The sequence below is a fragment of the Sporosarcina sp. NCCP-2222 genome (assembly GCF_023168145.1).
In the GTDB taxonomy this organism is placed as follows: domain Bacteria; phylum Bacillota; class Bacilli; order Bacillales_A; family Planococcaceae; genus Sporosarcina.
In genome coordinates this window covers 46887-59894 of sequence record NZ_BQYK01000010.1, presented here as the reverse complement: position 1 = coordinate 59894, position 13008 = coordinate 46887, and the positions used below count along the sequence as shown (strand labels likewise).

Genomic DNA, 13008 nt, shown 5'->3' with positions numbered 1-13008 from the left:
ATTGGTGTGGAGAGCAAGGAACCGAACACTCCGCCGTTTGTGATTGTAAATGAACCGCCAGCCATATCGCCAAGAGTTAATTTGTTATCACGCGCTTTTTTAGCAAGCTCACCAATCGTATCTTCGATTTCCGCAAAGTTTTTGCGGTCTGCATCACGTACGATCGGAACAACGAGGCCGCCTTCTGTAGAAACAGCAATACCGATATCATAGTAGTGCTTCATAATGAGATCGTCCCCGTCGATTTCGGAGTTGACATATGGATATTTCTTAAGTGCCGCAACAACAGCTTTCGTGAAGAAAGACATGAAGCCAAGGCGGACATCGTTCTTCTCAAAGAACTCATCCTTCTTGCGTTTACGGAGTTCCATAACCGCTGTCATGTCGATTTCATTGAAAGTAGTCAACATTGCAGTGGATTGCTTCACTTCTAGCAAACGTTTAGCGATTGTTTGACGGCGGCGCGTCATTTTTTCGCGTGTTTCACGGCCGTCTTGTACCGGTGCAGCAGCTGGAGCTTTAGCAGGTGCTGGCGCAGCTGCTTTCGGAGCAGTTCCGTGTGCTTGAACGTCTTGTGCACGGACGCGTCCCATCGGATCGACTGGTGATACTGCCGCTAGATCGATGCCTTTTTCGCGTGCCAATTTGCGGGCTGCTGGGCTTGCAATCGTGCGATCTGAAGAGCCTTCCTCTACTGCTCCCGTAGCTGCAGCAGCTGGAGGTGCAGGAGTTTCAGCATTAGCTTCTTTAGCTGCAGGTGCTTCTTCTGTTTTTGGAGCCGGAGCGGATTGGGCTGGTGCGCCGGAGCCTGCTCCGACAATCGCAATCACTTGACCGACTTCAACTGTATCACCTTCAGCAGCAAGTAGCTCCTGGATAACGCCGGCTTCTTCAGAAATGACTTCGACGTTAACTTTATCTGTTTCGAGTTCAACGATGAATTCGCCTTGTTCTACACTTTCTCCTGGCTGTTTTAGCCATTTTGCAATTGTTCCCTCAGTAATCGACTCCGCAAGTTCTGGTACTCTGATCTCTGCCACAATAAATTCCTCCTCTGTTCTACCGTTATTCCGGTGTAAAGCTAGCAACTACAGATTTTATTTTTTAAGAGCTTCTTCGATGATCCGGTTCTGCTCTTTCTTGTGGGATTCGCCGTCTCCTTCGGATGGGCTCGCACGGTGGATTCGTCCGACATAAGAAATAGCCTTGCCTTCCGCGATTTCTTGCAAGTAAGGATAAGCAAATGACCAGGATCCCATGTTTTTCGGTTCTTCCTGTACCCAAACAAGCTCCTTCGCTTTCGGGAAACGTGCCACGATTTCTGCTATCTTTTCAGCAGGGAATGGATACAATTGTTCCACCCGGACAATATGCAAGTGATCGAAACCTTCTCCGTCTTTCACTTGTTCAGCCAGATCAATTGCCATTTTTCCGCTTGCGAAAAGAATTTTCTTCACTTTTTCAGGCTTCGTTCCAGTGCCAGGCTGTTCAAGAACGGTTTTGAAATGTCCTTCTGACAAGTCGGATACATCTGCTCCAACGAGCGGATGACGAAGCAATGATTTTGGAGACACGATAACAAGCGGTCTTTCCGCATCTGTTCCAAGCATTTTCGCTTGGCGGCGCAGAATATGGAAATAGTTTGCTGCACTCGATAAGTTTGCAACAGTCCAGTTGTTCTCAGCACATAGTTGCAAGTAACGTTCCAAACGTGCACTGGAGTGTTCAGGACCTTGCCCTTCATAAGCATGAGGAAGCAAGAGGACTAATCCTGATTGCTGGCCCCACTTGGAATAGCTGGAAGATACGAACTGATCAAACATGACTTGCGCCATATTAGCGAAATCACCGTATTGTGCTTCCCAAATGCTGAGTGCCTTGTCTTTTTCCAAGTTATAACCAAATTCATAACCCACGACTGCAAATTCAGTTAAAGGGCTGTTATATGCAACGAAAGAAGCATTTGCTCCGCTGATATGATGAAGAGGCACAAATTCCTCTCCTGTTTTTTCATCGTGTAAGACAAGATGACGATGTGCGAAAGTACCGCGCTGGACGTCCTGTCCTGTCAGACGGATTGGATTGCCGTCTTGAATAATAGAACCAAATGCCAATTGCTCAGCATGTGCCCAATCCACTTTCGATTTGCCTTTAAAAGGTTCTTCGCGACGCTTTAAAATCCGATTCAGCTTGCTGAATACCGTGAAATTGTCTGGGTATGTAAGAAGTTCTTCATTCATTCGTTGAAGTCTTTCCTCCTGCACCCCTGTTTCTACATCTCTCGGCATACCGGCCAATACGGATTCAGGTGTTGCGTTTGAAGGCTTCTTGACGTCTGCGGAATGATTTTTCACGTTGTCATAAGCGGCTTGCATCACTGCATAAACATCGGCATCCATCTTGTCGACCGCTTCTTTTGTCATCAGATTAGCTTCAACCAATTCAGCGCCATACAACTGGCGTGCAGTCGGATGCTTATGAATGACATGATACATCATCGGGTTCGTAACTAATGGTTCATCCATTTCATTATGGCCGTAACGACGATATCCGATCAAGTCGATTAAAATATCTTTTTCAAACTTCTGGCGATATTCGAACGCCAGTGCAGCCGCAGCAATTACTGCTTCAGGATGATCTGCATTGACATGAAGCACAGGTACTTCAAAGCCCTTTGCCGGATCAGATGCGTACAAAGTAGAACGGGAATCATACGACTCTGTCGTAAAACCGATCGTATTATTCGCGATCACATGGACCGTACCACCCGTACGATATCCTCTTACACGGCTGTAGTTGAAGGTTTCCGGTACAATGCCTTGACCAGGAAAAGCAGCGTCACCATGGATCATGACGCCATATGCAGCATTCATATCCTGCTCTGGCATACCCGGTTGATCTGTGTTTTCCTGCGCGGCTCTTGTTTGTCCCGCAACAACAGGATTCACAACTTCCAAGTGTGAAGGGTTGTATGCAAGGAAACGCTCCGTGCCTGACTTCCCTTTATATAATGCACCCAAGTGGTATTTCACATCGCCAAACCAACCGCGGGACGTTTCAACTGAACCGTCTTTTGGAAGGAATTCTAATGAAGGAACACCTGCAAATTCTGCAAACATCATTTCATATGGTTTATTTAAAATATGGGTAAGAACGTTCAAACGTCCTCGGTGAGCCATGCCGATAAGTACCTTCTTCGTTTTGGCTTCCTCCGATTTGCGCATTAATTCATCAAGGAACACGACAAGTGTATCGAGACCTTCAATGGAGAAACGTTTTGCACCGACAAATGTCCGGTGGATGAACTTTTCGAACCCTTCAATTTTTGTCAAACGCTCCAGCAGTTCTTTCTTCTCATCGCTTGATAAGTTGACTGCTACTTCGTTGTTTTCGATCTTGGTTTGAATCCAGTTCCGTTCCTCGTCATCTACGAGGTGGGCAAATTCATACGCAATTTTACCTGTGTACAAATCTTTCAAGTAGTTGACTGCGTCCAAACCGTTTTCCACAGTTGCAGGAACGTTTTTCAAGAACAAGGAAGCTGGTAAAGCCCGTAGATCATTCTCAGTCAGGCCATACTTAGCTAGCTCTAGTCTTGAAGCGTCACGTGGATGGTCCTTCAACGGGTAAATATCAGCCGCCAAATGGCCATGCGTGCGAATCGCTTCTATTAACGCATAGGCTGCCAATGCTTTGCTGAAGTCTCCGGATGGGATACTTGCAGAACCTGATACAGCCACATCTCCGTTCTCCATGACTGGAGCGCCGTAGGTCTTGAACATTTCCGCTAATTGCGGATCAACCGCTTCAGGGGATGTCTTAAATTGCTCATACATCTCCATAACATACCCAAGGTTCGGCCCCGAGAATACCGAGTATGGTGAACGATGGGAACCAACATTGTTCGACATGTAAAATGACCTCCACATTTGCCTATAGGCATATTGTGTTATATTGTTTATCCGTATTAATAATACCATTCAAAACAGTCAACTGAAAGGGTTTAATACTAAGATAACCATATTTATACCGTCACCAAGGATACACCTGTTTCTTTCTTCTTGCAACTGTTCTTTCTAACAGCCAGGCACCTTTGATAAGCAGTTCCAGCTAATTTTTATACGACAGGATCAAATCGACCATCGATTCAGGTGATTTCGTCTGATTATACTTTTTCATATTGGCGATCAATACATCTTTTTCTGACGCCAAATTAGAAATCAAATCAGAGAGCCGCGTCTTCTCCAGTTCCTCTTCGGTAATTACGTGAGCGACTCCTAAAGATTTGAATAAGGAAGCATTCAATAGCTGGTCTCCCCTGCTTTTAGCAGCAGATAAAGGAACGAGGAGCATCGGTTTTTGAACAGCAAGCATTTCAAAAATGGCGTTCGAACCTGCTCTTGACACAGCAAAATCGGACGCAGCAAGCAAATGTGGCAATGCATCCGTAACGTATTCAAATTGCGTATAGCCTGTTACGTGATCCATCGCCGCGTCTTTGTTGCCTTTCCCACAAAGATGGATGACTTCAAACCTCTCTGCAATCCAGTCCAGTTCTTTACGGACCGCTTCGTTCAGCACAACAGACCCCTGGCTGCCTCCCATCACGAGAATGACCGGCTTTTCTCCAGACAAGCCGGCTATTCGCAAGCCTTCCTTCCGGTCACCCAGAAATAATTCAGGACGAATGACGGGACCCGTGCATGTCGATTTCTCAGATGGCACGTACTGCAGCGTTTCTTCGAAAACAGTGAAAATATGATTTGACATCGGAAGGGCTAATTTATTGGCCAGCCCCGGTGTAACATCTGATTCATGCACTACAACAGGCACTTTTGCCATTCTGGCCGCCATGACGACGGGAACGGAAACAAATCCGCCTTTAGAAAAGACGATGTCCGGCTTGAGCTTTCTGAGAATCGAGAAAGCTTGCATTACCCCGGCTCCTACTTTAAATGGATCTGTAAAATTTTTCATCGAAAAATACCTTCGAAGCTTACCGCTCTGAATGGCATGATAGGTTACTTCAGGGCGCCCCTGTCCAATCAGCTCCTTTTCGATACCATCGTACGAACCGATATAGTGGACTTCATACCCTCTTTCAAGGAATTCTGGAATCAGGGCTTCGTTCACAGATACGTGTCCCGCTGTTCCGCCGCCCGTTAAAACAACAATAGGCCGTTTCATTTGGCCGTTCACCTCAATTATCAAGTAAATGCTTATTCGAACTTCCATGCTATTATAGCAAAAAAAACGTGATACAATAGTAGTCGATTGACGCTTTCTCCAATTAACAACGTAAAAACAATTACTGCCACTGACAAAGGGGGATTCCAATTGGCAGAATCGATCTCACTTAAGAAAAAGACAGGCATCTTTGCTAAAATCGTCCTGCCGATCCTTATTACGCAAGTCGCACTTTATTTGATGACATTCTTCGATATTCTGATGACCGGGCGTTACGATACATACCATCTGGCTGGCGTAACAATCGGCTCCTCTTTCTGGGTGCCGGTCTACACCGGGCTTTCAGGCATCCTGCTTGGATTGACACCTATTATCGCCCAATTAGTCGGAGGAAGAAAGGAAGAGGAAGTCAGGCCGAATGTCCAGCAAGGTTTATACGTTTCCATTTTGCTGGCTGTACTTGTATTCCTCGTTATACAATTCGGCGTTCGTCCTATGTTACATCATATGCCGCTCGATGAGCCGGTTAGGATAGTCGCGGCCAATTACTTAACTGGAATGAGTGTCGGGTTAATTCCTCTATTCATGTATACTGTATTGCGTTCTTTCTTTGACGCATTGGGTGCAACAAGGGTCTCCATGCTCATCATACTGCTCTCGGCCCCTATCAATATACTATTGAATTACCTGCTGATTTACGGGAATTTTGGATTCCCCGAATTAGGAGGGGCCGGGGCTGGATATGCTTCAGGAATTACCTATTGGATTGTATTATCTATCGCTTTTGCCATCGCGTGGAAACGGAAACCTTTTCACAACTTTTCCCTATTCGCTCAATGGCAACACATTTCATTCAAAAAAATAATGGAAATTCTTAAAATCGGTGTGCCGATCGGTCTCTCCATTTTTGTTGAAACAAGTATATTCTCGGTTGTCACGTTATTTATGAGTAAGTATTCGACTGAAGTCATCTCCTCACATCAAATCGCCTTAAACTTCACCTCTTTGCTATATATGGTGCCATTGAGTATTTCGATGGGGGCAACAATTATGGTGGGTCAGTCAGCAGGAGCTTTACGTTACCAGGACGCCAAACAGTACAGTTTTCTCGGAATCTGTCTTGCCGTTGCATTCAGTTTCCTGTCCATTGCAATTCTGCTGTTATTTCGAGAGCAAATCGCTTCTTTGTACACAAAGGATTTGGAGATCATCAAATTATCCATGCAGTTCTTCATCTTCGCAGCTCTGTTTCAACTGTCTGATGCTGTTCAAGCACCGATTCAAGGGGCACTTAGAGGATATAAAGATGTCAATGTCACTTTCATGATGGGAATAGTGTCATTTTGGCTTATTGGTTTGCCTGTTGGTTATTTGATGGCAAGTTTTACCAACCTTGGACCACTAGGCTATTGGATTGGTCTAATTACCGGATTGACTGTTGGCGCAATCATTCTAAGTTTCCGGCTTAGAACTATACAACATCGCTTTTCTAATTAAAATGGGCTTCCCTATTCTGGGAATGCCCTTTTATTCTGCAATATTGGTAAGTTTCATCCGTACATTGACTTCCACTTCTATCGGCAAATCCGCATATGTTTTTTGCCAATCCCCTTGGTTCCATAAACCGGAATGGAATGCACGCACTTTCCTGCCAAATCCTAAAATATCACTTTCCGCTTCTTGTGACTTCTTAATCACCGCATCAAAATGCTCCTTGAAACTCGTTTCAAGAAAAGCCGTGACCTCTTCACGCTTCTTTTTTTCGTGTAGATTGTGTGGTGCATATTCTTCAACTGATATATCCAGGTCATATGAAGCAGAAATAGTATCGGTTCCGATCTTCCAGTTCTTTTTCACTCGCATAACATTGACTGTGATTTGGGTCTGTTTGGCTTCCCACTCAAAAGTTATCCTGGCGTATTTGTTTATCTTGTTTGCCATGATTACCGAGGAAATAGATTCTGAAGACGACAAGGTGATTCCGGTATATCGTTGTTTGCTGAACAATGCACTGCCGACTACTTTCGGAATTCCGGTCTCTTCATTTATTTGCAAGTATGGTAATGCCAGATCAATTGCCGGATCAAACATGGTCTTCATTGCATCTTGAAGAGTAAAGTTGGCACCATATGAATAAAGTACAACCGTCCGAAGCAATTCCGGATAAAAATACGATACTTCGCTTTTCATTTTTCCGGGCGGGTTAAAGTAGGTGGCCATATCCCCTTCCACAATGGCCATATAACTTGTAATCCGATTCCTTGGCGTTCTGAAGAACATGTCTAAGGAGGGGGCGAAGTCAGTTTTAGCTAAGTCCGCAGACATAAGAATAACCTCTAAATGCGCCATGTCCAGTGCTTCCATTGTTTGAAGGTTTGCATCAGAACGAGCCGCTCTTGTCGAAATACCTTTCCCTTGCGAGGAGGAATATTCAATTTGCCCATTTTGAAACGTCGGAAACGCAAACATTGCAGTAATATCTCCTTCTTCTCCTTCAATCCCAATCAATGGCACAATCGTTAAATCCTTATATTGTGTTTCATCCCAACAACCGCTTAGAAATAATGTCAGAATGACTATAATTATGCCCTTTTGGATCCTCATATTGTTTTTCTCCTATTTTTAATAAATACAAAGATCGGAAGCACGACCACAATGGTTAGATGTAGGTATACCAAAGGCTCCCTGAGCATTTCCAATCGATCGCGCGTTGCAAAGAAAGGTGGCACAAGTAGAAATACCATATGAATCAGAAGGTTGAATTTGTACTGCTTACCCGAGTTTGTTTCTGCATGAACGAGACGAATTAAAAAAGCAAAGAGAATGACAGTGATCATACTCCACATCATCCAGATGAACAGGAAAAAAAGATCAAGCCTTTCTACAAAATTGACCTTTTGGGATTTTAATAAATAGAGCAATGCTTGTGGGACGATCGCAATGGTCTCCAGTGGAAAAAACAACTGAACGACAATCAGTGACATAAAGAAGAAGAGAAACCAAAAGCTTGCATATATTGCAATTGGCCAACCAATCATCTTTACATCCGAGACAACACGTTTTCTCAGAAACAAAAAAGATGCAGCTCCGACAACCGTCACCTGGGATATTAGAAAACCATTCAACACCAGTTCAACATCCTTCAAGTCCAATGGAAAAAGCCAAGTCCATTCCAAGTCCGGGAAGACAAACACCAAAGAGAAAAAAAATATTAGAATGGCAGGGATAATAATAACTGGCAAATTAATAATTGTATCCGGCTTACAGCAGTTAGCGTAAAACGAAACAAAAACAATGAATAACAATAAGACGATGGAAGGTGTATTAGGATAAAGCCAGATGGCTAAAGAATACAAAATATTCGACAGCGACAAGACGTTAATATAAATCCAATACATTTTATATAACAATAAAACAAATGGTCCAGGCAGAAAGCGTGAATGCTGGCGTTCGTAAAATAGTAACAAGAGATAATGAAGGATTCCTGTCATAATAAATACTACCCATGCATTACGTCCTGCCCCTTCCAATAGACGTGTCTGAAATGTAATAAATACACTTCCGGTTTGCAACAGAAATATAATTAAGAAAAATTGGATCGGAGTGAGTGAAAACTTCATTCACGCACCCCTTTCTTTTTACCGTTACGAAGAAATCGTAAAAACGGCAGGCGAACAAAAATATCTTTAAACCGCGTAAAATCAAAGGGAATAACCGGTGAAAAATAAGGTCTACCCATAGAACGCAAGTTAAGAAGATGTATAAACAGCAACAACAGGCCAATCACCATGCCAAAAAAACCGAATAATGCGGCGCCAAGCATAAAGGGAAAACGTAAAATTCTGATTGTCATGTTCATCTCCGCTGAGGGAATGACAAAACTAGATATTGCGGTCATGGCAACTACAATTACCATTAGGTTAGAAACTAACCCAGCACTGACAATCGCATCACCGACAACCAATCCGCCAACAATAGCAATTGTCTGTCCGATAGGTGTCGGCAGCCGCATACTTGCCTCTCGGATTAATTCAATGAATATTTCTAGTATGAATGCTTCAAGAAAAGGACGATATGGTATTTCATTAATTGCCAATTTGACCTGCTTACTAATCTCAATTGGCAATATCTCTGAATGAAAACTAACAACGGAAACATAAAATGCAGGCAAGAATATAGCCGTAATCAAGCTAAATATTCTCAACAAGCGATAAAATGAACCTACTAATGTACGACTATTAAAATCGTCAGGCGTTTGAAAAAATGAAAACAAGGTGACCGGTCCTAATATAGCTGTCGGCGAATTATCCATTAAGAGCACGATCCGGCCTTCCAGCAAATTAGATGCCACCCGATCTGGCCTTTCTGTCACAAGCAATTGCGGGAACGGAGACCAAGTATGTTCCTCCATATACTCGATTAGTTGGCCGGGGGTAAAAAACTCATCCGATGAAATGGCACTTAATTTGTTATCAATCATCTTCACGAGTTGCGGATCTGCAACTGTAGCTATATATGCGTAGGTGACAATATCACTGTTTTTATTTCCTGTATATAAATTTTTAACAACAAAATCAGCACGTAGGAGCCGTTTGCGGATCAGGGCGATGTTAGTATCTTTATTCTCAATAAATCCCTCATGCGAGCCAGTGATTACATGTTCATTCTCAGGTTCGTCTGTCGTTCTCGCCTGCTCCTTTTTCAAGTTGATGGCGACAATAATATTTGCGTTAGGAAAAATAATTGCTGTTTCTCCGAGACTGAGTAGATTTTGCAGCTTATCATCGGTATAAGGATAAGAAGAGGAAGCTGCCGAAATAGCCCAATTCTGCGTTTTAGCTTCTGCCTGTCTTTTTAAAAGCGCCAGCTGCTTGTTCAGTTCCCCGCCATCGACCAGAGTTGTAAAATAACAGATAATCCCCTCTTCAAACGGCCAGTCTATCATTTTTACAAATAAATCATCCGTTTCATACACTAGTTTCTTCACATGCTCGATATTCGGTTTCATGTTTGTCACCCCATAAGGGCACTATCGGTAAAAAGGGTTGATTTTATTCATAGAAAAAGACGGGACAGAACTGGTCTGTCTCGTCTTTTTCTCTCTTCTTATTATTTTTGGATAAACTGCTGAGTCCAATAGTTGCCATTTGCATCATAGCCAATACCGATATGAGTAAATTCCGGTGTAAGAATGTTTTGTCTGTGGCCTGGTGATTCCATCCACGCTTTGACAACCTCTTCCGCTGAATGTTGACCCATAGCAATATTCTCAGCTGCCGAACGATAAGAGATACCAAACGATTTCATTTGATCGAATGGAGAACCGTATGTCGGGCTATTATGATCAAAATATTTTTTGGATGCCATATCAGTAGATTTGGCACGTGCTGACTTCATTAATTTATCATCCATTGCTAACGGCTTCAGACCTGCCTTTTGTCTTTCAGCATTCGTCAAGTCAAGCACCGCTTTTTCAATAGCGGAAGCAGATGTTGCTGTTGGTGTTGTTTCTGGTTTATTCGTAACAGTAGAATCCGTGTTTTGATTTGGATTGCTAGGGACTGTAGTTTCTGGTTTTTCAACCGGTTTCGCCTGTTCAACCGGTTTGCTTGGCGGTGTCGGTTTTTGTTGTTCTACTGGCTTTTCAGGTTTTGGCTGTTGAACCGGCTTATTGACAACTGGTTTGTGCCCTTGAAAGCCTGAGAAATAGTTTTCCCATTGATTTTTATAGTTATTGAGGAACTCTTGTGCTTCTTTTTGGCTGGAGAAGCTATATGCATTGTTACCTTCATATACATAACATTTGATATCCTCATTAGTTGGAGCCTTCTCGTTATTATAGTAAGAAGCCTCAGCATTGTGGTTGTTCGACATAAGTAGAGCCGAACCGAGCAAGATGACTGCCATCGATTTTTTCATCTTATAACTCCTCCCTTCGTAAACTATCATAACGTAAGGAAGGAAACGAGAATACCCAACGCTTTCCAACCTATCCAGTTCCGTCAAAAATACGTGAACTAAGGGAAATGAAAACGTCCAGATTGGACATGTTTGGATGTCTCTCATATTATTACAAGCATGATGGGGTTGACAATAGGTGTATTCAGGAGTACCGGGGGCGGTATTCGATCTGCTGTACCCCTTCTCCAATTACCACGACACGAGGCGGCACTTTCACATACTCTGGCAACCAATGGACTAATCCGTAAGCATATTGGAATAAATACGGATGTCCAGATCCTTTGATCGGGACATAGCCTTTCATCCGGTATACCGTCTCCGGAAGTGACTTCACCCACCCTTCGAAATCTTCTTGATCTACCGGCTCATCGAACGTAATTAATTTTGAGCTAAGCGGGATGCCTTTCCCCGAGACAATCTCTTTATCCTTTTCGAATTGGAGTGCGTTTAGTGTTTTTTCAATGAAAGCAAAAGGGATTTTAGCATTAACCGTCTGGATAATCTGTGCTGTACTATTCAATTGAGATAGCTCAACTGTCGCACTGGCAAGCTCCGATTCGGTCACTAGATCAGCTTTATTCGCCAATATGAGGCTCGCATGTCTAATTTGTTCTATGAAAAGAGAACGGATCCTAGGTGATAGGCTGTCCCTTTCAATCCATCGTTTTACATCTGCCACTGTAACAATTCCCTGTATCCGTAGTCGATCAGCAAACAAAGGCGAATAGACTGCATCTAAAGCTTCGACGGGATGGGCGGCGCCTGATGTCTCGATGAAAATGACATCAATATGTGCATAATCCTCTAATAGTCCCTGCAGCTGGGCTTCCGTTTTTTCTGAACCCGTGCAGCAAATGCATCCGTTTAGCAATTCCTTTAATGGAATATCTCCTTCTTGGCCGACCCGGTCGGTATCAAACCCGAGAGAACCAAATTCATTCATCAGCACAGCAGGTTGTTTGCCTTGCTGCTTCACTTCTTGAATTGCGTTAAGTAACAGCGAAGTTTTGCCGCTGCCAAGAAAGCCACTGAAAAGATATACGTCGATCATTTGAATGCCTCCTGTTACCAATTATATTCAAACTAAATGAAAAAGGCAGAAAGGTACTTTCGCGGGCGGTCGCCTACGAGAGTCGCCTCTCTGCCGATTGTCATGTACTACTGCATTGAACTGCAAACCAACGGTATTGATGAAGGAAGGTTTTACTTCTTCACTTCTTCTAATACGACCTCTTTCGCCTTCTGCAATTGCGGGTCATCCGTTTTGATTTTTTCACGCAGCTTGTTCATCAAGCCGAATGTCGTTTCTCCAGTTAGAACGCCTGTAACCTTTAAAGAAAGGTCCTTTTGCAATTGCTGTACAGCTTGTTCGGTCTTCGTGTCAAACAGGCCATCCACTTCGCCTGGATCATAACCAACTGCATCTAGCATTTCCTCTGCTGATTGAATAACAGGAGAAACCATACCTGTCTTCATTTCTTCAGAAGGATCCAAATAAGGCAATGAAGCGTAAGACGGATATGGCACTTCGATATCCGGTTCAATTCCCTTGTTATGAATCCAATTGCCGTCTGGTGTTAACCATTTCGCAGTCGTCAATTTTAAATTGGAACCATCTTTCATATCTTTCGGTGTCTGGACAGTCCCTTTGCCATATGTTTTAATGCCAACCAGTTTAATATGGGCAGATTCCTTCATGGCGCCTGCTAGAATCTCTGAAGCAGAAGCACTTCCCTCGTCCACAACAAGTGATACAGGAACCTTCACTTTTCTTCCATCCGAAGCGACATATACTTCTGGCATGGCATCTTTCCCTTCATATTGGAAGAGATTTTTCCCCTCTTCAACGAAAAGGTCGGA

Annotated in this window: 10 protein-coding genes; 1 reads left to right on the top strand and 9 read right to left on the bottom strand. The window is 43.4% G+C overall.

Translation table 11 applies throughout. The features are described 5' to 3' along the window. The 3 genes from odhB to NCCP2222_RS17765 form a co-directional block, all read right to left on the bottom strand. The coding region (gene odhB, locus NCCP2222_RS17775; protein ID WP_375709212.1) for a 2-oxoglutarate dehydrogenase complex dihydrolipoyllysine-residue succinyltransferase at positions 1-1040 on the bottom strand (1040 nt) is incomplete at its 3' end. Between the two features lie 57 nt (positions 1041-1097). After that, a complete protein-coding gene (locus NCCP2222_RS17770) occupies positions 1098-3911 on the bottom strand; it encodes a 2-oxoglutarate dehydrogenase E1 component (RefSeq protein ID WP_248513727.1) in 2814 nt (937 codons plus the stop codon). Between the two features lie 199 nt (positions 3912-4110). Next, positions 4111-5187: an undecaprenyldiphospho-muramoylpentapeptide beta-N-acetylglucosaminyltransferase gene (locus NCCP2222_RS17765; protein WP_248513726.1), complete on the bottom strand. Its 1077-nt coding sequence runs from the start codon at positions 5185-5187 to the stop codon at positions 4111-4113. A 150-nt stretch (positions 5188-5337) separates the two neighbouring features. Here NCCP2222_RS17765 and NCCP2222_RS17760 point away from each other — a divergent pair, with 150 nt between their 5' ends. Next, positions 5338-6684: an MATE family efflux transporter gene (locus NCCP2222_RS17760; RefSeq protein WP_248513725.1), complete on the top strand. Its 1347-nt coding sequence runs from the start codon at positions 5338-5340 to the stop codon at positions 6682-6684. 30 nt (positions 6685-6714) lie between these two features. Here the strand turns inward: NCCP2222_RS17760 and NCCP2222_RS17755 are convergent, their stop codons facing one another. From NCCP2222_RS17755 to NCCP2222_RS17730, 6 genes are all read right to left on the bottom strand, one after another. After that, a complete protein-coding gene (locus NCCP2222_RS17755) occupies positions 6715-7791 on the bottom strand; it encodes a Ger(x)C family spore germination protein (RefSeq protein ID WP_248513724.1) in 1077 nt (358 codons plus the stop codon). Next, positions 7788-8807 (bottom strand): GerAB/ArcD/ProY family transporter, encoded by a 1020-nt coding sequence (locus tag NCCP2222_RS17750; RefSeq protein WP_248513723.1) that lies wholly within the window; start codon positions 8805-8807, stop codon positions 7788-7790. Before NCCP2222_RS17750 ends, NCCP2222_RS17755 begins: the two co-directional genes overlap by 4 nt. Next, a complete protein-coding gene (locus NCCP2222_RS17745; protein ID WP_248513722.1) occupies positions 8804-10195 on the bottom strand; it encodes a spore germination protein in 1392 nt (463 codons plus the stop codon). Before NCCP2222_RS17745 ends, NCCP2222_RS17750 begins: the two co-directional genes overlap by 4 nt. Before the next feature lie 101 nt (positions 10196-10296). Beyond that, positions 10297-11106, bottom strand: a complete 810-nt coding sequence (locus NCCP2222_RS17740; RefSeq protein WP_248513721.1) for a CAP domain-containing protein — start codon at positions 11104-11106, stop codon at positions 10297-10299. Between the two features lie 184 nt (positions 11107-11290). Next, a complete protein-coding gene (locus tag NCCP2222_RS17735) occupies positions 11291-12199 on the bottom strand; it encodes a CobW family GTP-binding protein (protein ID WP_248513720.1) in 909 nt (302 codons plus the stop codon). Positions 12200-12351: 152 nt separating this feature from the next. Continuing rightward, a partial coding sequence (locus tag NCCP2222_RS17730) for a S41 family peptidase (protein ID WP_248513719.1) occupies positions 12352-13008 on the bottom strand: 657 nt, incomplete at its 5' end.